Here is a 20519-nt window from a genome sequence, read left to right on the forward strand (position 1 = left end):
ATAATATCTAGGTAATAATCGTTCATCATTAATCACATAATGAGCTGAGATAATACCCATGAACAAGTCCTTGAGTTATTACTTTAGAGATTTCCAAAATTAGATTTAATCGTATATTTCTACTTGTAAAGGGTTCATCAATATCGCTAGAATCGACAATACCTATTATTGATATATCACCTACGGGAGAAAGAGATTTACCAACACCTTTTCCAGGATTAATGGGGTAATCTCGAACTTGTATCTCGCCAATTTTATTAGGAGGACCAAGACAAGCATCGATACCAATAATTTTAGAATCTGGATGTTTTAATTTTATATCCGATAGTTTACTATCTAAATTTAATGCGTGTATAGGATTAGCTATAGTTCCATAGACTGGCAATGGGAAAAATTTTTCTTCTAACATGCTACCAATAAGAGGACCTAAGCAGTCTCCAATGCATCTATCAGTTCCTATACAAACAATAATTGTGTTTGCATTTAATTCATCTTTTAAAAAGTTGGATAAGGTATAATAACCTAATGAATCTTTGTAATGAATCTTAACTTTGCTCACAGAAACACCTCCATATGAATTTATATGAAGCAACTTCGGTATAAATTCTAAAAAATATGGAATAATTTAGATAGTTTTTATTTAAGGAGGATATGTTATGAATAGAAAGGGATATTCTGTAATCATAATTCTATATACAATAGTAAATATAATAGCGTTAGTGAGCTTTAATATAAGTAATGAAAACTTATATTACAAAGAGGAAAATAAGGTTATAGCTAAAAGCAGTGAGAAAGCTGAAAATTATAATAAAGAAATTACTACTGGTATAGAAAAGGAGAATATGGATGCAAATACTTCACAGGATTTAATTAAGAATAATGGGGTTAATGAAACTAGTGTATCAGATGAAGAATTAAAAAAAAGAAGAATTGAAGCTAATAGAGAAAGGCAAAATCAGCTAAATCAAATTTATAAGAGTGATAATGAAATAGTTAAAACTGATGAAATCGAGTTTGACAAATATAATAAGCAGGTTAAGGAAAAAAACAAAGTAATGAAGGTACCACCAGAAGAATTAATAGATGAGTTAACAATTTCAGAGAAGGCAAAGATAATAGGTATATGCAAAGCGTTGAATGAAGAAGACTATTCAGAGATAAACGAATTCCTTACTTATAATAATGAACGATTAGCTGTATTAAGAACTCTCAATGTAATAGAGCGTAAGGTAGATGAAGAGCAAATAGAAGAATTAAAGAAAATATTTTCTAAATATATAGATATGGACAAAGTAGAAGGAAATTAATTATATAAATAACTATTTAAATATAAACTTATACTTATAGTTCTCTAGGAAAATAGATATCTAGTTTCCTAGAAAACTATAAAAATAGTTGTTCTGTTCATGCGAGTTTCAGGTATTATCCTGTAAGAAATAAATTAAATATATTGAAATAATAGTTTATTATTAATGCTTTTAATTAGTATAATGATTTAAATTTAAGTGACGAAATGCCTAAAATGAAAAAATTATGATTAATTGAGAAAAAAACAATAAAATTTTTATAAAAATATTGAAAAAAGGGGTTGAAAAAAAATCAATATAATTGTATACTAAGTCTTGTCAGTTTAGTGACATTTTTATTTATGTAAAAGATTGGGAATTAGCTCAGGTAAGCTAATGTGAAAATCTAGTTATATTAAAATTATGGAGGAGTTCCCGAGTGGCCAAAGGGGGCAGACTGTAAATCTGTTACGTTTCGTTTCGATGGTTCGAATCCGTCCTCCTCCACCATATAAGGTCGCATAGCTCAGCTGGGAGAGCACCTGCCTTACAAGCAGGGGGTCACAGGTTCGATCCCTGTTGCGACCACCATAGTGAATTTAAATTCATTAAACTACACAAATTATATAATATGCTGGCATGGCTCAACGGTAGAGCAGCTGATTTGTAATCAGCAGGTTGTAGGTTCGATTCCTATTGCCAGCTCCATAAATGGAGGAGTTCCCGAGTGGCCAAAGGGGGCAGACTGTAAATCTGTTACGTTTCGTTTCGATGGTTCGAATCCGTCCTCCTCCACCATATAAGACACTAAGTTTACTTAGTGTCTTATTTTATTTCTAATAAAAGATAAAATAAGAATTGAATAAGTGTTTTATATTAATTGAATAAATCTGTTTATTAAGTTTAGAATATATTTAATGGCATATATAAAGTTGTTATAATGGTAAATATTAATTATTTATATTAATAGATAAGTGTGTTGACAGTTAAATTTCCCTATGCTATTATCTATGTATAAATTAATAATATAACTCTTATCAAGAGTGGTGGAGGGACAAAGGCCCAATGAAACCCAGCAACCGGCTATTAAAAGCAATGGTGCCAATTCCTGCAGTATTTTCTGCAAGATAAGAAAGTTTAGTTTGAAATATACTAACCTCTTCTTGTCTGATAAGAAGAGGTTTTAATTTTAAGTGTCGGTAATATCTAAATATTTAAGGAGGAAAATTCAATGAGAAGATTATTTACGTCAGAATCAGTAACTGAAGGACATCCAGATAAAATGTGTGATCAGATATCTGATTCAATACTAGATGCCATATTGGAAAAAGATCCCAATGCTAGGGTAGCTTGTGAAACTGCAACTACTACAGGAATGGTTCTTGTAATGGGAGAAATAAGTACAAACTGCTATGTAGACTTCCAAAAGGTTGTTAGAAATACAGTTGAAGAGATTGGATACAATAGAGCAAAATATGGATTTGATTGCAATACATGCTCAGTATTAACATCTATAGATGAGCAATCAGGTGATATTGCTATGGGAGTTGATGAAGCTTTAGAAAGTAAAGCAGGTCAAATGAACAATGATGAAGCTACAGGTGCTGGAGATCAAGGTATGATGTTCGGATTTGCTACAAATGAAACTGAAGAATATATGCCTCTTCCAATTGCTATGGCTCATAAATTATCAAGAAGACTAGCAGAAGTAAGAAAAAATGGAACTTTATCTTACTTAAGACCAGATGGAAAAACTCAAGTAACTGTAGAGTATGAAGACAATAAGCCAGTTAGAATAGATACTATAGTAATTTCAACTCAGCATTGTCCAGATGTTACAAGAGAACAAATTGAGAAGGATTTAAAAGAGCATGTTATAGCTCCGATAGTACCTGCTGATTTATTGGATGCAAGCACAAAATACTATATAAATCCTACAGGTAGATTTGTTATTGGAGGACCTCAAGGAGACTCAGGTCTTACAGGTAGAAAAATAATAGTAGATACCTATGGTGGATCTGGTAGACATGGCGGTGGGGCTTTCTCAGGAAAAGACCCAACAAAGGTAGATAGATCTGCTGCTTATGCATCAAGATGGGTAGCTAAAAACCTAGTAGCTGCTGGTGTTGCTGATAAGCTAGAAATACAACTTGCATATGCTATTGGTGTTGCTAGACCAGTATCTATACAAATTGATACTTTTGGAACTGGAAAACTTTCAGAAGATAAAATAGTAGATATAGTTAATAAAGTTTTTGACTTAAGACCATCATCTATTATAAAAGAATTAGATTTAAGAAGACCTATATATAAACAAACTGCTGCTTATGGTCACTTTGGAAGAAATGACTTAAACCTACCATGGGAGCAATTAAATAAGGTTGAAGAAATAAAGAAATATATATAAGTAATTAAAGATATATATTTACCAATAAGAATCCACATTAACAATATGATTTGTTAGTGTGGATTTTTTAAGTAGAGAACCCAAATCTACGATTTGGTGTGAATCACTTACTCAGCGAAGGTACTGAGTCGAGTTTCATTAAAAAGACTATAATTAAATTTGCATAGATTATGAAATTTAACAAGGATAATTATTTTTACTTTAAACTGAGTCATATTACTAAATCTTATTATATTATTAATATATATGAGATATAATTTGGTATAATAATAGTTATAGATAGATAATAATAGGTATTAGGAGAGATTTTATGATAACCATTGAAGGGATAGTTGAAACAATTGTATTTAGAAATGATGATAATGGGTATACAATATGTAAACTAAGGTGTGATAAGGAAGTTGTCACCATTGTTGGAACAATACCATTTATAAATGAATCCCAAGAATATAGTGTTCAAGGAGAGTGGACTGTTCATCCTAAGTTTGGTAAGCAGTTTAAAATAGAAAGCATACATGAAATAATACCTACAACTACTAGTGGCATCGAAAAATATTTAGCTAGTGGAGTCATTGAAGGTATAGGAAAGGTTACAGCAAAAAAAATAGTAGAATTTTTTGGAGAAGATACAATAAAAATATTAGATAGTAATATAGAAAAGCTTGAAGAGATTCCTGGCATAGGTAAAAAGAGGATAAATACCATTATGAAATCTTATTTAGAGCAGAGGGTTACTAAGGATATTATTATTTTCTTTCAAAGTTATGGCATAACTGTTAATATGGCCATGAAGATTTATAAGAAGTTTGGAGTTAACTGCATAAATATAGTTAAGGATAATCCATATATATTAACAGAATACATAAGTGGAATTGGGTTTAGAACAGCGGATTCCATAGCTAAGAGCTTGGGCATAGAGAAGGATTCTCTATTTAGAATAAAAAGTGGAGTCATATATATAATTAATGAATTTTGTGCTATAGGAAATACCTTTATACCTATGGATAGATTAAGGGATAAGGGAATGAAACTTCTGGAGATAGACAGTGAGAAATTTGATGAAGGAGTTTATGAACTGATAATTGATGGAAAGATTAAGGTAGAGGTAGTAGATAATATAGATGCGGTATATAATATGTCCTATCTTTATCTAGAGATGTCTGTAACACGTAAAATAGTAGAACTAGCCACTACTAATTATGATAAATTAAGTTTAAATGTAAATGAGAAAATTAATGACTTTGAAAGTAAAGTAAATATTAAATTAGCCAATTCTCAAAAAGAAGCTATAGAGGGTGCTTTTTTTAATGGGATAGAGGTTATAACAGGGGGACCTGGAACAGGAAAGACAACAATTATAAATTGCATTGTAAGTATTTTTGAGAGTTTAGGACTTAAGGTATTTATGGCTGCACCTACAGGAAGGGCAGCGAAAAGGATGGCTGAAGCTACAGGTAGAGAAGCAAAAACTATCCATAGACTTTTGGAAATAGGAAGTTATAGTGAAGAAGAGGTAGATGAAATAGAAAATGAAACATCTGCCATAGAGTGTGATGTTTTAATAGTGGATGAAGCCTCTATGGTAGATATAAGTCTTATGAATGCTCTTTTAAAAGCAATGCAAGTGGGAACTAGACTAATAATAGTAGGAGATGTGGATCAGCTACCATCAGTGGGACCAGGAAATGTTCTTAGGGATATCATAGAAAGCGATGCAGTAAAAGTTGTAAGACTTAATGAGATATTTAGACAAGGACAAGAAAGTATGATAGTACAAAATGCCCACTTAATAAATGAAGGAAAGATGCCTATTTTAAATACCAAAAATAGTGATTTCTATCTTGAAAGAGCTGCAGATAGTGAAGTGATGTTAGAAAAAATCATTGGATTAGTGAAAACGAGACTTCCTAAGTTTAATGTGGAATGGGATAGTGTTAGAGATATACAAGTATTATCACCTATGCGTAAGGGGATTATGGGAATAGATAATTTAAATATACAACTTCAGCAAGTGTTAAATCCTAAAAGTAAAGATAAGGATGAAGTTGAGATTAAAGATATGATTTTTAGAGTAGGAGATAAGGTTATGCAAATTAAAAATAACTATACTCTAAAGTGGAGCAAAAATAATTCCAGTGAAGAAGGTAAGGGTGTATTTAATGGAGATGTGGGGTATATAACAGAAATTAGTGAGGATGAGGATAAGATTACTGTATGCTTTGAAGATGATAAAATCGTAGAATATGAGGAAAGCGACTTAGATGAAATAACTTTAGCTTATGCAGTTACTATCCATAAGAGCCAAGGAAGTGAATTTCCTGTAGTTATTATGCCTATGTTTATGGGACCACCGCTACTGATGAATAGAAATTTACTTTACACTGGAATAACTAGGGCTAAGAAGTTAGTTGTATTGGTAGGTAATTCTAAAGTGGTTGAATTTATGAAAGATAACAATAGAAGTTTTGAGAGATATTCAGGACTTAAATGGAGAATAAGAGAGATAATTCATATGTAGGTAGGAGCGATTTTATGTCATTTATAAAAACCAATAGAGAGATAGTGGAGGCATCAAAGAAATCTATAGAAGATACCATATTAGATGGCGCTAAAAAGAAGATGCATAAAATAAATATAATTTCTGCATTAAATAATAAAAAACAAATCTTTAATAAGGTATTTAACTGGTGCTTTAAAGAAAGTAAAAAGATATTATATATAATAAATACAGATATAGAAGAGGTAAAGATATTAGGATTCATTAATAAAAATTTTATAAATTCTATTGAAGGTGAGAATGATATAGCATATACAGGTAAAGTTAATATATGTACCCACAGTAGAGCCTTATACTTAAAGGAGAAATTTGACTTTATTATATATGATGAAATAAATTCTAGGCCTATATATAGCAATGAATCTATAAATAAGCTAATGGAGTATCTATGTAATAACTATGGAACTATGATTAGTTATTCCATGGAACCAATTTTTCACAATGAGGTAATATTATATAATTTAAGAAAAGATAAACAAGTTCCTATTGCTGAACCTAGGGTTATGGTAACTAGAGTAAATATAGAAGAAGAAATACCTATGAGTGTATATGAATACCTAGAGTGGTCAATAAATACTAATAAGAAGGTTTTAATATATACTCCAGATGATGAGAAAACTCATAAGGTTTATAATTATCTTTCTAATATAGACCATAAGCTTACAAAAAATATATTTAAAGATATAACAGGAGATAGTGACAAGAAGGAACTGTCTAAATTTTTACTAGCAGAGTATGGTATATTGGTTACTAATAATTATAATGAGAACTATTATGAAGTGCATCCTTTGAATATTATGATTTTTTTTGCAGATAATGATAACTTTAATTATAAGGATTTGGTTTATATATCTAGTAAGATAAATAGAAGATCTATGACAGAGCGAGAAGAGGTTATTTTTCTTTGCAATAGTGAAACTGAGGATATGGATAGATGTAAAAATATTTTAAGGGAGTTAAATAAAAGAGCTTGGGAAGAGGGAGTTTTGAAATTATAAAACAGATAGTAGATAATATATTGTCCACTATATATGGGATAGATGATAAATGTATAATATGTGATGAATATGAAGATAAGGATTATATTTGTGAAAAATGTAAAAAGAGCATTAATATAATTAATCTAGAGTCCTCAATAACTCACCAAGATGATGAATTTATAAGCTATTCTTTAGGATTCTACGGCTATGAATTAAAGAAATTGATTTTAAAACTTAAATACAATAAGAGTTTTTTAGCAGGAAAAATATTAGCAGGTTATATGAGTGATTTTATATTAGAAAATTTAAAGGATAAGATAGATATATTAACCTTTATTCCAAGTAGTAAATCTGCTTTAAAAAGTAGAGGGTTTAATCAATGTGAAGTACTTTGTAAATATATAAGTAAAAATTGTGAAATTCCTTACAAGGAATTGATTTATAAAGCAAGTGATAGTGCAGATCAAATTGGATTAGACAATATAAAAAGATGGGAAAATATAAAGGGTTCTTTTATAGTTAAAAATAAAAAAGAAATAGAAGGAAAGAGAGTACTCATTATCGATGATGTAATCACATCTGGAGCTACAGCTTTTTATGCGGCAAAAGCTATTAAGGAAATAAAGGCCAATGAAGTTTTTATATTGACAGTGGCAAAAAGTAGAGTATAATATAAGAGTCGGGTTTGTGGTTGAAAGTCGATGCCAGTCGCAGGCGAAACGATCCACGTAAGTTAAATAAAATGTTTAATGAGCATGGTGCGGCTTAGAAGTAAGTCCTACCGTATTATAATGCGAGAGGGTTAGTAGTGAGAGGGTAATTCTGGGTAGCAAAAGCTCCAGTAGGCGAGTGTGGGGTCAAAGACCAGGTCAAACGACATAAAGTGCCCTATTTTTAAGGGTTTGCAGGTTTACGGACCTGCACTTTTTTTATGTTTTTTTAAGAATTCCCGACCTATTCCCGACCTAGAAAGCAAAAATGACATCTATTTAGGTACACTTATCCTATAATTTTGAAGAGCTTTCTTAGTGTTTTCTTTATTTATATGGGTGTAAATCTTATGAGTAATCTCAGAACCTTTTTTATGACCAACTATATCTTATATAATATATAATAGGTTCTAGAACACCATCAATAAATTAAATTTATTTTTATAAGGTTATTTGGAAGAATTTCGAAATTGCTATTTTTAAATGTATTTTTTAAATAACTGTTCTCTTTAGAAGTTTTATATGATTCAATAAAATTTTTAGCAGCATTACCTGCTATTATTATATATTCATCTTCTTGATATATAGAGTAATTACCATGGAATGTAGGTGCATTTAAATCCTTTTTAAAGAAAAAATATACTCTTTTATAAAATTTAGAACTTATTTCATCAGGATCGCCACTAAGAAAGCTATCATAAAAACGATTAACTATTATTATATTCTTATTTTGTAATCTATTTATTTCATATGTGCCGATATAATTATGAAGAACAGATATTGAATAAATAGTTACTAGTATAAGCGTAAATTTTAATACATTTTTATCTCTTTTTATTTTTACATATATAGTTGCTATACATATATAGACTGTTAGATATGCATATATATATAAGTTATTCATAAGTGTAATTCCATTACTTTTTATAACTATAATTATAATTGGCATAACAAACAAAAGAGTAAGAGAGATATTTTTTATTATTTCATTAATCTTTTTCATATTAGCCTCCATTACATATAATAAATATTTTATTATAATATATAATTTTAAACATTTAAGTATATAAGTAGAAATAGAAAAGGTTAGAATAAAATTATCATTATAAAATACGGGAAATTAAATTCTAGTTTTTGTGGTAAAAAGTTATTTTTGAATATTACTTTATATTTTGTGATACTAATGAGCAATCTTTTAGACTGCCTTTTATTTATTTAAAATTGAAAATTTATTTATGGTTAATTATAAGATGTGATTCTAGATGTTATTAATAAATTATGTAACAATTAGTTATTTGATATGTTATATCCAGCACATGTAATTTTATTATAACATAAAATATGAAAAAAATCATATACTATGTAAAGGCGATATAAGTCGTAGAGTGAAGGAAAAGTAAGCTAGAAAAGGCTAGAAAGAAAACTTTTCAGAATATTAAGTAAAGTCTTCTTGCAAGTATTTATAGTAAAGCTTAAAATATAATTACAAAATAGAAATATTAAAAGGAACCACAATAATCCTTTTTAATATGAGGGGAGCTGGAATTATGAAAGTTAGAGTTATAGGAAGAAATATCGAGGTTACTGAAGGGCTTAGAGCTGCAGTAGAAAAGAAGTTATCAAAATTGGATAAATTCTTTGTAAATAATGAGAATGCTACAGCTACACTAAGTGTGGAGAAGAATATACACAAAATTGAAGTAATAATTCCGTTTAACAGTGCATTATTAAGAGCAGAAGTAAGAAATGGAGATATGTATAATGCAATAGATACTGTAATTGACAAGCTTGAAGGTCAAATAAGAAAACAAAAAACTAAGCTTGAAAGAAGAAATTATGACAATTCTTTAAGATTTAATAATATAGAACGCTATGCTGACTATGATGAAGAAAAAGAGCCAAGGATAGTAAAGACTAAAAGATTTGCCATAAAACCTATGAGCCAAGAAGAAGCAGTGTTACAAATGGAACTTTTAGGACATGATTTCTACGTATTTATGAATGGCGATACAGAGGAAGTAAATGTTGTTTATAAAAGAAAAGATGGAAATTATGGTTTAATTGAACAAGATTTCTAAATTTAATTTTAAAGAAAAGTTAAAAATATACTTATTATATTAATAAAAACTCTATGGCATTAGCTATAGAGTTTTTTATAGTAACAGAAATTATTAATTCTATGTTAAAATAGAGCTTTAATTTACTTATTTTGGATGAAAATTATAGGTATAAAGTTGAAGTGAGAAAGAATAACTGATATAATCTTAATTAGTATTTATGTGATGATTATAGCTAACAAACCTTAGATAGAAAGAGTGAGGATGATTTTAGATGAAAATATTTAATAAGATATTTGGTACCTACAGTGAAAGAGAAATTAAAAGAATTATGCCAATAGTTAAAAAGGTTAATTCTCTTGAGGAGATTATAGAAAAATTAAGTGATGAAGAATTGAAACAAAAAACAGAAGAATTTAAAGGTAGATTAAAAAAGGGTGAGACTTTAGATGATATTCTTCCAGAAGCTTTTGCGGTAGTTAGAGAAGCATCTAAAAGAGTTCTTGGTCTTAGACATTATGATGTTCAGATTATAGGTGGAGTTGTCTTACACCAAGGTAGAGTTTCAGAGATGAGAACAGGAGAAGGTAAAACTTTAGTTGCCACTCTACCATCTTATTTAAATGCCTTAGCTGGTAAGGGTGTGCACATAATCACAGTTAATGACTATCTTGCTAAGAGAGATAGAGATGAAATGGGAAGAGTTCATGAATTTCTAGGTCTTACAGTAGGAGTTATAGTTCATGGTCAAACTCAGATAGAAAAACAACAAATGTATAATTGTGATATCACTTATGGTACTAATAATGAATTTGGATTCGACTACCTAAGGGATAACATGGTAGTTTATAAAGAAGAAAAAGTTCAAAGAGAATTAAACTATGTTATTGTGGATGAGGTTGACTCAATACTTATAGATGAGGCTAGAACTCCACTTATAATATCAGGTCAAGGAGATAAGTCTACTGATTTTTATAGAATTGCAGACTTCTTCGTTAAGGGATTATTAGAAGAAGATTATTTAATAGATGAAAAGAGAAATTCCGTTATTCTTACTGATGAAGGTATAGCAAAGGCAGAAAAGTACTTCCACTTAGAAAATTATGCAGATCCTGAAAATATGGATATTCAACACCATTTAGTTCAAGCGTTAAAGGCAAATCACATAATGAAGAATGAAAAGGACTATATAGTAAAAGATGGAGAAGTAGTTATTGTTGATGACTTTACAGGAAGACTTATGGAAGGTAGAAGATATAGTGATGGATTACATCAAGCTATTGAAGCAAAAGAGGGGGTTAAGGTTGAAAAAGAGTCTAAAACTCTTGCAACTATAACGTTCCAAAACTACTTTAGAATGTATACTAAGCTTGCAGGTATGACTGGTACTGCTGAGACTGAAGAAGCTGAATTTAGAGATATTTATGGTCTTGATGTAATAGTAATACCAACTCATATGCCGATAGCAAGAGTAGACCATCCAGATGTTGTTTATAAGACTATTAAAGGAAAATATAAGTGTTTAGTAGATGAGATAACTGAAACTCATAAAAAAGGTCAGCCAGTTTTAGTTGGTACAGTAAGTATAGATAAGTCTGAAGTAATTTCTGCTATGCTTAAGAAAAAAGGAATACCACACCAAGTATTAAATGCCAAGTACCATGAAAGAGAAGCAGAAATTGTAGCATTAGCTGGACAAAAGGGTGCTGTAACTATTGCTACTAACATGGCTGGTAGAGGTACTGATATTAAGCTTGGAGAAGGAGTAGTAGAACTTGGAGGCTTAAAGATATTAGGTACAGAAAGACATGAATCAAGACGTATAGATAACCAATTAAGAGGACGTTCTGGTCGTCAAGGTGACCCAGGTGAATCTAGATTCTATATTTGTCTTGAAGATGATTTAATGAGAATATTTGGTTCTGAGAGACTTGGAGGTATGATTGATAAATTAGGGCTTCAAGAAGAAGATGCCATTGAGAGTAAAATGGTTAGTGGGGCTATAGAAAGTGCACAAAGAAAAGTTGAAGGAAATAACTTTGATGTTAGAAAGAATGTTGTTAAATATGACGACGTAATGAATAAACAAAGAGAAATTATTTATAAACAAAGACAAGAAGTTCTTATGGGAGCTAATATAAAAGATCAAATACAAACAATGATACAGGATGTTATAGAAAGTTCAGTTAATACTCATATTAGTGGTGTAGATGATACTTTTGAAGATGAATTAAATAAATTAGTAAAATACATGGAAGATATATATCTACCTAAAGATACTGTTACAGTAGATGAAATTGCTAAGTTATCTAATAATGAGATTGTAGAATTATTACTAGATAAAGCAATAGAATTATATGCTGAAAAAGAAGTAGAATTTGGCGAAGAGCAAATGAGAGAAATTGAAAGAGTTATCCTACTTAAGATAGTTGATTCTAAGTGGATGGATCATATTGATAGTATGGATCACTTAAAACAAGGTATAGGACTTAGAGCATATAAGCAACAAGATCCAGCTCAAGCATATCAAATGGAAGGTAGCGAAATGTTTGCGGAAATGATAGAAAATATTAAGCATGAAACAGTTAAGTATCTATTCCATGTTAAAGTTGAGAAGGCTCCAGAAAGAGAAAGAGTAGCTGAAATAACTTCAACTAATGAGGATAATTCTTTAAAGAAAGAGCCAGTAAAAAAACAAGCTAAACCAAATAGGAATGACCCATGTCCATGTGGATCAGGATATAAATATAAGAACTGTTGTGGAAGAGGAGAATAAAAGTGATATTACAATTAGAAGAATGCTTAAATGAAGTAAATGTCATCAGTGGAAAATTACAAGAATTGAAGGTGTCTCTTTGACATAGCAGCAGAAGAAAAGAAATTATCTGAACTTGAGTTTAAAATGCAGGAAGTGGATTTTTGGAGTGATATAAATAAGGCACAAGAAATTACTCAGAATGCTAAATCGATAAAGGATAAGTTAGATAATTTTAATAATTTGGATATTAGAACAGAGGATGTTCAAATTTTGATAGAGATGAGTTTGGAGGAGGAGGATTCCTCCTCTTACAAGGATATAAAAAGTGAATTAAAGTCCATAGGAGAAGAGATAGAAAATCTTAATATAGAAACTCTTTTAAGTGGAGAATATGATAGAAACAATGCTATACTGGAGCTTCATACAGGTGCTGGAGGTAACGATGCCCAGGACTGGACTAATATGCTATACAGAATGTATACTAGATGGTGCGAGGCCCATAGTTTTAAGGTTACAGTTTTAAACTATGTGGCAGATGATGAAGCTGGAATTAAAGCAGTTACTATTAAGGTTACTGGAGATTTTGCCTATGGATATTTAAAATCAGAAAAGGGTGTTCATAGGTTGGTTAGGATATCACCCTATAACTCTAGTGGAAAAAGACAGACATCCTTTGCTGGATGTGAAGTTTTACCAGAGCTTACTGAAAATCAAGATATAGAAATTAGGTCAGAGGATTTAAAAATAGATACCTATAGATCTAGTGGGTCAGGTGGACAGCATGTAAATACTACAGATTCTGCAGTAAGAATAACCCATATACCTACTAATATCATAGTGCAATGTCAAAATGAAAGAAGTCAGCACACTAATAAGGAGTATGCTTTAAAGATGCTGAAAGCTAAGCTTATAGACATTAAAATTCGTGAGCATAAGGATAAAATTGAGGATATAACAGGGGAAATAAAGGATAATGCATGGGGAAGTCAGATAAGATCCTATGTATTCCACCCTTATAATTTAGTTAAGGATCATAGAACTGGAGCTGAAACTTCTAATGTAGGTTCAGTAATGGATGGAAATATAGATATGTTTATAAATGAATATCTAAAACAAATAAAAGAGTAGTTTCAATTAACTACTCTTTTTTGTATTGTAATAGATAGCACTTAGAATTAGAGAAGCACCTAAGGATAGAAATAGAATTAATTCTAAATGATTATATAATATATTACTAGAATAACTATCTTTAAATATTTGAGTTTTCATAACACTAAAGCATCTATCAATTGCTTCTTCACTAATATATTCTATTTTATCATTTGGGGTATGAATTCTAGATAAATCATAGTCACAAAGGGTTACAGCCTCAATCCCTGCATCTACAAAGGAACCATGGTCACTAGAATTCTCAAAGATGTAATTAAAATATATTTTTTTATCTTGGAATGCCTTAGTTAATTCTTCTACTATAGGAGTTTTAGCCGTATTAGTTTTACCAGCCATAATGCAAAGAGGGGTACCGTCATAGCTTCCAATCATATCAAAGTTATAAACCCTACTTCCAGATATTAAGTCCCTATATTCTTCTACAAAGGCTTTAGAGCCTTTAAGTCCAAATTCTTCAGCATTAAAGGAAACAAAGATTATATCTCTATCAGGAATGCCTAAGGTTTTAATGTACTTAGCAAGCTCTAAGAGAAATGATACTCCAGAAGCATTATCCAAAGCTCCATTATAAACAGTTCCACCTAGATCAGTACCTATATGATCGAAGTGGGCACCTAGGATTAAAGGTGGAAGAGATGAATCTTTACCTTTAATTACACCTACTATATTATTGATACTTGCTTCTTCTATAGAATAAGGGATATAGGTGTAGATTGAAAAACCTTCATTTAAATAACTTTCTATTTCGGTAAGAGTTTCCTTTGTCACTGTAATAAACAGCCCTTTGTTACTCTCTTCGTAAAAAGAACTTCTAAACCCAAGAGTATTATTAGAAGAAGTATAAAATATTGCAGTTCCCATGTCATTAGAAACTGCTATTGCATCATTGTTTCTAGAAGAGACATCTAAGTTATCAAACTCTATCTCTGTATTCCTAAAGTTAAGCAAATCTTCTTTGTAATTAACACCGTATTCTAAAATCTTATGTATTTTCTTATCTTTATCAATAACTGCAATCATAGGTTCATCTGACAAACTCTTAGGGTAATTTACTTGAAAGCTTTGGTAATAGCCATTACTTAGGGGTTCTAATCCTATGTGTTCAAACTCATCCTTTATATAGGCGCCAACTAAAGCATTTTCTAAGGTTCCACTTAATCGACCTTTAAACTCATCAGAAGATAGATAATGGATAGTTTCTTTTACTTCCTTAGCATCGAAGTTTTTAGTTAGCATTAGGCTATTATAACTGATGGAAGAAAGGATTAGGGAAAAGGTTAAAAGAGAAGAAACTATAAATTTTTTCATGGCATCACCTTAAACATTACTATATTAGTATATGTATGAAAAAGTTATTTTGATTATGATAAATTTGCTAATAATGTGATAAAATTAAAGAATACTATGCTTAGAACAATCAGGAGGAGTAAAGATGTCAATTATAAACGAGAAGTTAATTAAAGAGTTTCCTATGAGCAAGTCTCAAGTGGAGGATGTAATAGAATTATTAGATGAGGGTAATACAGTGCCTTTTATAGCCAGATATAGAAAAGAAAAAACCGGTGGTCTTGATGATGTAATCTTAAGAAAATTTTCAGAAAGACTTACATATCTAAGAAATCTTCAAAATAGAAAGGAAGATGTTATTAGATTAATTGATGAGCAAGAAAAACTAACAGATGAAATTAAAATTTCTTTAGATAAAGCTGAAACTTTAACAGAAGTAGAAGATATTTATAGACCATTTAAGCCTAAAAAGAGAACAAGAGCTATAATAGCTACAGAGAAGGGATTAGTGCCATTAAGTGAGTATATCTTATCTGGAGGGGGAGAAAAATCTCCTGAGGAGTATGCTGCAGAGTTTATAGATGAAGATAAAGGCGTAACTTCTATAGATGAAGCATTACAAGGAGCTATGGATATTATCAGTGAAAAGATTAGTGATAATGCTAAGTTTAGAAAGTGGATAAGAGATTATGTGGTAAACAATGGAGTTATAGAAACTAAAGGAAGCAGTGAAGAGAGAACTCAATATGAAATGTATTATGAGTATAGTGAAAAGGTAAAATTCATACCTTCTCATAGAATTCTTGCTATAAATAGAGGAGAAAATGAAAAAGTTCTTTCAGTCAAGATTACCTGTGATGTAGAAAAAATAAAAAGCTATATAAGCAAATTTATGGTCACTGATAATATGAAGTGCAATGAGTGTATTAATACCAGTATTGATGACTCTATAAAGAGATTAATATATCCATCTATTGAAAGAGAAGTACGTAATATGCTTACAGAAAAAGGAGAAGATGGGGCTATAAAAATATTTAAAGAAAACCTTAAGGCGCTTCTTATGTCTCCACCTATAAAGGGAAAAACTGTAATGGGCTTCGATCCAGGTTTTAGAACTGGATGTAAAGTAGCAATTCTTGATGATACAGGTAAGTTTTTAGAGTATGTTACAGTTCATGCTACAGCTGCAAGTGAAGCTAAGGTTAAAGAGGCTAAAGAAATATTAAAGAAGATGATGATAAAACACAATGTAGATGTAGTTTCTCTTGGAAATGGTACTGCCTGTAGAGAGTCAGAAGAGATATTAGGGGAAGTTATAGCACAGATAAAGAAAGAAACAGGTAAAGATATATATTATGTAATAGTATCTGAAGCAGGGGCCTCAGTTTATTCTGCATCAGAGCTTGCAACAAAAGAATATCCAAATTTAGATGTTACGGTAAGAGGAGCTATATCCATAGGAAGAAGGCTTCAAGATCCTCTTGCTGAGTTAGTAAAGATAGATCCTAAATCTATAGGAGTAGGTCAATATCAGCATGATGTTACTGTAAAAAGATTAGATGAATCTCTAAAAAATATAGTTGAAGATTGTGTTAACAATGTAGGAGTAGATTTAAATACAGCAACACCAGCACTTTTATCTTATATTTCTGGAATAAATTCTGGTATAGCTCAGAATATAGTTGCCTATAGGGATGAAACAGGCAAGTTTAAATCAAGAAAAGAGCTTTTAAAGGTAAAGAGGTTAGGAGCTAAGGCCTATGAGCAATGTGCAGGATTCTTGAGAGTTGATAGTAGCAAGGAACCTTTAGACGGTACATCTGTCCATCCGGAAAGCTATGAGGCTTGCAAAAAACTTATGACTATCCTAGGATATGATGGTAAAGATTTAAGTAGTAAAAATATAGAGGGTATAGATGAAAAGGTTAAAGAGGTAGGAGTATTTAATTTAGCTAAAGAAGTAGGTATAGGAGAACCAACTCTTTTAGATATCATAAAAGAACTTAAAAAACCAGGAAGAGATCCTAGAGAAGAAATGCCAAAACCAATATTTAAAACTGGGGTTATGGAATTATCTCAGCTTAAAAAAGGAATGAAATTATTAGGAACCGTTAGAAATGTATCGGATTTTGGTGCCTTTGTAGATATTGGAGTACACCAAGATGGTCTTGTTCATAAAAGTCAATTAAGTGATAGATTTGTTAAGCATCCACTAGATGTGGTTAAGCTAGGAGATGTAGTAGAGGTTACAGTAATAGATATTGATGAGAAGAGAAATAGGATATCTTTATCAATGAAAAAAGATGTAGAGTTAAAATAAACTCTGTTTATGTGGAATAACACTTAAAAAGTAAGATATAAGTTTAAAAATATCGTTAAAAAAATATCTATTTTATCTATGAATTTTAAAAAATATATTGAAGTGTAATGATTTTAATGGTAAGATTAAAGTGTAATAAAAGTTAATAATGCACTTCAGGGCGGGGCGTAATTCCCCACCGGCGGTAAAGCCCGCGAGCCGAAAGGCTGATTCGGTGAAACTCCGAAGCCGACAGTATAGTCTGGATGAAAGAAGTAGGTATATAGTATTTTAGTGATGCTTGTTTTAGCCCTGATTTTTAATCAGGGCTTTTTTAGATTTGTTATAAGTATTATATTTAACAATCAAGTTCTAATGAACAGTATTAATGAGACAGTCATTAGAGAAATAACAAATCTGAAGGCATTAGGGTACTATAAACAGAATTCTTAGCTTCTTTGAAGGTTAGGAATCGTTATCCAGAGACGTAGACACTCTTAATACCCACTTCGAAGAAGATGAGAATATTAGAGTGGATAGTCATCGGATAAATTCACCCTATGAAGTATGCAGTAAACTTAGGGGGTATTAATAATGAACACATCTAAAAATGTAAACAGGTTAGTAAAAATCTCTTTATTAGTAGCAATAGCATTTATATTAATGTTATTTGAATTTCCAATACCAGGATTTCCACCATTTTTAAAACTTGATCTTAGTGATTTACCAGCACTTATAGGTGGATTTGCATTGGGACCAGTGGCAGGAGTAATTATAGAAGGTGGAAAAGTAATATTAAATCTAGTTTTTCATGGCACTTACACCGGTGGAGTTGGAGAATTTGCTAACTTTTTAATTGGTGGGTCTTTTGTGTTTGTAGCATCATATGTTTATCATAAAAATAAAACTAAAAAGAGTGCAATTATAGGATTAATTTTAGGAACTATAATAATGACTATAGTAGGAGCAGTATTTAATTACTTTATACTAATTCCATTATATGCTACAATAATGGGTGGCATGGCTAATGTTATAGGAGCATCAGCAGCAGGAAACTCTAATATTTCTAGCTTAACAGGAATAATTGTTCTAGGAATAACTCCTTTTAATATTATAAAAGGGGCCATAGTATCTCTTATAACCTTCGTATCTTATAAGAGAATATCACCACTACTAAATAGAGAGAATGTTTTAGCTGAACAAGCTATGAAAAAGGGTGCCTAATAAAAATGTACTAAATCATATCTTTAACAATTTAAAAAATAAGTTGAAGTTAAAATTAAAATATATAAAGATAATTTACAAAAAGACGATAAAAGAAAAATTCTTTTATCGTCTTTAAAATTTTAATATATACCACCTATATGTTGTGGTTCCACATAATGTATCCATCTTCTTTTGGATGTTGATAATAGTTTTTCCTTATACCTTCTACAGAAAAATGGTGTTTTTTATAAAGATTTATTGCAGCTATATTAGAGGCTCTAACCTCTAGAGTCATAGAAACAATATTTATATCCTTAGCAATTGTAATGAGGTTTTCTACTACCACATCTCCAAAATTATTTCTTCTATAGTCGGGATGAACTGCTATATTGGTTATATGACCTTCATCAAAGACAACCCACATTCCACCGAAGGCTACAACTTTATTACCTAACTTTACAACTATATAGACAGCGTTTTTATTAATTAGTTCTTTTTCCATAGATAGGAGAGACCAAGGGCTTGAGAAGCTTAGGTCTGAAATTTCTTTAACTCCTAATATATTAAGGGAACTCATTCTTTCAACGGTTACATCAGTCATGATTTTTTACCTTTTCTTCATATTCACGCTCGGCTTGGCAAAGTCTAAGATATACAGGTGAACTACTAAGTACATTATCACCTTCATTGTTTATTAATCTAAGATAGCCTAAGTAGCCTATAGAAGATGCCTTTGTCACATTGATATGACTAGGTGCTATGGAAGCATTAGGTAGAGAAGTTAATATGGCATCCTTAAATTTTGATGTACCATCACCTATAAAAGTAATAGGCTCATTAAATCCTGAGCATTTATTTATTACGTCTTCCATTGATAATAATTCAGGCTCACCTAAGACTACTAAATTATTATTTTCAAATTTATAGAAATTAGTATATACATTACCCCTCAACGCATCAATTATAGGACAAATAATACCTTGGATATTAAAGAGATTATTTGCAAGTCCATCTAAAGAATTTATAGACACAAAGGGTTTATTAGTTGCTTGCACAAGACCTTTTATAGTGGACATACCGATTCTAAGACCAGTAAAAGAACCAGGGCCGCTAGAAACTACAAAGCCTTCTATATCTGATATGGATAAACCACAATTTTTTAAAAGGTTATCTATCATAGGCATCATAATTACAGAGTGTTGCTTTTTATAATTTATAATAGTTTCCCCTAATATCTTATCGCTATCAATAATAGCCACAGTTGCACATTCAGTTGCAGAATCTAAGGATAAAATCTTCATAGCTTCAACTCCTTTATATAATTATATCTATCATTAGTATAGGAAAGAGTAATCTTTCTATAGGTTTCACCTAAGTCTGAAAGTTTAGCTATGTTTATAGTTAAACTTTCTTCTGGTATTAAATCTTCGATATAGTTAGCCCATTCAATGACGCTAACTCCATTTCCAAATATATATTCATCAAAGCCGATGGCAGCAATCTCATCGGGATCATTTACTCTATACACATCAAAATGATACAATTTTAATCTACCTTCATATTCATTAACAATTGTAAAGGTAGGACTAGTTATACATTCATCTATGCCAAGACCTTTTGCAATTCCTTTGGTAAGATGAGTCTTACCAGTACCAAGATCACCTATAAGGCATAAAACATCATTTTCTTTACACATTTTTCCTAGCTGTATACCTAGGGAATCTAATTCATCAACATTACTAACTATAAATTCCATATGATTCACCTCATTAATATTTTAGCCTAAAAGAAAAAAAATGAAA

At 30.7% G+C, this 20519-nt stretch carries 16 protein-coding genes, 4 tRNA genes and 2 riboswitches; of the genes, 14 read left to right on the top strand and 6 right to left on the bottom strand.

All coding sequences use genetic code 11. The features are described 5' to 3' along the window. Positions 1 to 28: 28 nt before the first annotated feature. Complete coding sequence (gene yyaC, locus B3B03_RS13410) at positions 29 to 559, bottom strand: spore protease YyaC (RefSeq protein WP_035135412.1); 531 nt, start codon at positions 557 to 559, stop codon at positions 29 to 31. Positions 560 to 656: 97 nt separating this feature from the next. On the opposite strand from yyaC, the gene B3B03_RS13415 reads away from it, so the two are divergent. From B3B03_RS13415 to B3B03_RS13455, 9 genes are all read left to right on the top strand, one after another. After that, the gene (locus B3B03_RS13415) at positions 657 to 1307 is read left to right on the top strand and encodes a hypothetical protein (RefSeq protein ID WP_346847011.1); all 651 of its coding nucleotides are present in this window, start codon (positions 657 to 659) and stop codon (positions 1305 to 1307) included. Between the two features lie 404 nt (positions 1308 to 1711). After that, a tRNA-Tyr gene (locus B3B03_RS13420) sits at positions 1712 to 1796 on the top strand. 5 nt (positions 1797 to 1801) lie between these two features. Continuing rightward, positions 1802 to 1877, top strand: a tRNA-Val gene (locus B3B03_RS13425). Positions 1878 to 1919: 42 nt separating this feature from the next. Further along, positions 1920 to 1994: transfer RNA gene (locus B3B03_RS13430), tRNA-Thr, on the top strand. 5 nt (positions 1995 to 1999) lie between these two features. Beyond that, positions 2000 to 2084, top strand: a tRNA-Tyr gene (locus B3B03_RS13435). A 233-nt stretch (positions 2085 to 2317) separates the two neighbouring features. Beyond that, a riboswitch (SAM riboswitch) is annotated at positions 2318 to 2420 on the top strand. A 97-nt stretch (positions 2421 to 2517) separates the two neighbouring features. After that, positions 2518 to 3693 (top strand): methionine adenosyltransferase, encoded by a 1176-nt coding sequence (gene metK / locus B3B03_RS13440; protein ID WP_346847012.1) that lies wholly within the window; start codon positions 2518 to 2520, stop codon positions 3691 to 3693. A 310-nt stretch (positions 3694 to 4003) separates the two neighbouring features. Continuing rightward, the gene (locus tag B3B03_RS13445; protein WP_346877571.1) at positions 4004 to 6211 is read left to right on the top strand and encodes an ATP-dependent RecD-like DNA helicase; all 2208 of its coding nucleotides are present in this window, start codon (positions 4004 to 4006) and stop codon (positions 6209 to 6211) included. A gap of 14 nt (positions 6212 to 6225) precedes the next feature. After that, positions 6226 to 7248, top strand: coding sequence for a hypothetical protein (locus tag B3B03_RS13450; RefSeq protein ID WP_346847014.1), 1023 nt, complete (start codon positions 6226 to 6228; stop codon positions 7246 to 7248). Further along, positions 7221 to 7901, top strand: a complete 681-nt coding sequence (locus B3B03_RS13455) for a ComF family protein (protein WP_346877572.1) — start codon at positions 7221 to 7223, stop codon at positions 7899 to 7901. Before B3B03_RS13450 ends, B3B03_RS13455 begins: the two co-directional genes overlap by 28 nt. A 460-nt stretch (positions 7902 to 8361) precedes the next feature. Here B3B03_RS13455 and B3B03_RS13460 read toward each other — a convergent pair whose 3' ends face one another. Then, complete coding sequence (locus B3B03_RS13460; protein ID WP_346877573.1) at positions 8362 to 8943, bottom strand: hypothetical protein; 582 nt, start codon at positions 8941 to 8943, stop codon at positions 8362 to 8364. A 544-nt stretch (positions 8944 to 9487) separates the two neighbouring features. Here B3B03_RS13460 and hpf point away from each other — a divergent pair. The 3 genes from hpf to prfB all read left to right on the top strand — a co-directional run bounded on the left by hpf (position 9488) and on the right by prfB (position 13883). After that, positions 9488 to 10018 carry a ribosome hibernation-promoting factor, HPF/YfiA family gene (gene hpf, locus B3B03_RS13465; protein WP_150844074.1) on the top strand — a complete coding sequence of 177 codons (531 nt, stop codon included), beginning with the start codon at positions 9488 to 9490 and terminating at the stop codon, positions 10016 to 10018. A gap of 253 nt (positions 10019 to 10271) precedes the next feature. After that, positions 10272 to 12773 (top strand): preprotein translocase subunit SecA, encoded by a 2502-nt coding sequence (gene secA / locus B3B03_RS13470; protein ID WP_346847017.1) that lies wholly within the window; start codon positions 10272 to 10274, stop codon positions 12771 to 12773. Between the two features lie 2 nt (positions 12774 to 12775). Continuing rightward, a protein-coding gene (gene prfB / locus B3B03_RS13475) for a peptide chain release factor 2 (RefSeq protein ID WP_346847018.1) occupies positions 12776 to 13883 on the top strand; the annotation gives its coding sequence in 2 pieces (ribosomal slippage) (positions 12776 to 12853 and positions 12855 to 13883; 1107 coding nt in all). A gap of 6 nt (positions 13884 to 13889) precedes the next feature. Here the strand turns inward: prfB and B3B03_RS13480 are convergent. Next, positions 13890 to 15233 carry a M28 family metallopeptidase gene (locus tag B3B03_RS13480; RefSeq protein ID WP_346877574.1) on the bottom strand — a complete coding sequence of 448 codons (1344 nt, stop codon included), beginning with the start codon at positions 15231 to 15233 and terminating at the stop codon, positions 13890 to 13892. 124 nt (positions 15234 to 15357) lie between these two features. On the opposite strand from B3B03_RS13480, the gene B3B03_RS13485 reads away from it, so the two are divergent. Further along, on the top strand, positions 15358 to 17532 hold the full coding sequence (locus tag B3B03_RS13485) for a Tex family protein (protein WP_346847020.1): 2175 nt from the start codon (positions 15358 to 15360) through the stop codon (positions 17530 to 17532). A gap of 147 nt (positions 17533 to 17679) precedes the next feature. After that, positions 17680 to 17793: riboswitch (FMN riboswitch) on the top strand. 312 nt (positions 17794 to 18105) lie between these two features. Continuing rightward, positions 18106 to 18735, top strand: a complete 630-nt coding sequence (locus tag B3B03_RS13490) for an ECF transporter S component (protein ID WP_035129749.1) — start codon at positions 18106 to 18108, stop codon at positions 18733 to 18735. Positions 18736 to 18871: 136 nt separating this feature from the next. Here the strand turns inward: B3B03_RS13490 and rimI are convergent, their stop codons facing one another. From rimI to tsaE, 3 genes are read right to left on the bottom strand one after another with little or no spacing between them, the layout of a single operon-like run. After that, positions 18872 to 19318, bottom strand: coding sequence for a ribosomal protein S18-alanine N-acetyltransferase (rimI, locus tag B3B03_RS13495; protein ID WP_346847021.1), 447 nt, complete (start codon positions 19316 to 19318; stop codon positions 18872 to 18874). Then, complete coding sequence (tsaB, locus tag B3B03_RS13500) at positions 19311 to 20018, bottom strand: tRNA (adenosine(37)-N6)-threonylcarbamoyltransferase complex dimerization subunit type 1 TsaB (RefSeq protein WP_346847022.1); 708 nt, start codon at positions 20016 to 20018, stop codon at positions 19311 to 19313. The genes rimI and tsaB overlap by 8 nt, the downstream gene beginning before the upstream one ends. Then, positions 20015 to 20473, bottom strand: a complete 459-nt coding sequence (tsaE, locus tag B3B03_RS13505; protein WP_346847023.1) for a tRNA (adenosine(37)-N6)-threonylcarbamoyltransferase complex ATPase subunit type 1 TsaE — start codon at positions 20471 to 20473, stop codon at positions 20015 to 20017. Before tsaE ends, tsaB begins: the two co-directional genes overlap by 4 nt. Between the last annotated feature and the right edge of the window lie 46 nt (positions 20474 to 20519).

The sequence above is a fragment of the Clostridium sp. UBA5712 genome, from assembly GCF_002419845.1.
Classification (GTDB): Bacteria; Bacillota; Clostridia; order Clostridiales; family Clostridiaceae; genus Clostridium_J; species Clostridium_J sulfidigenes.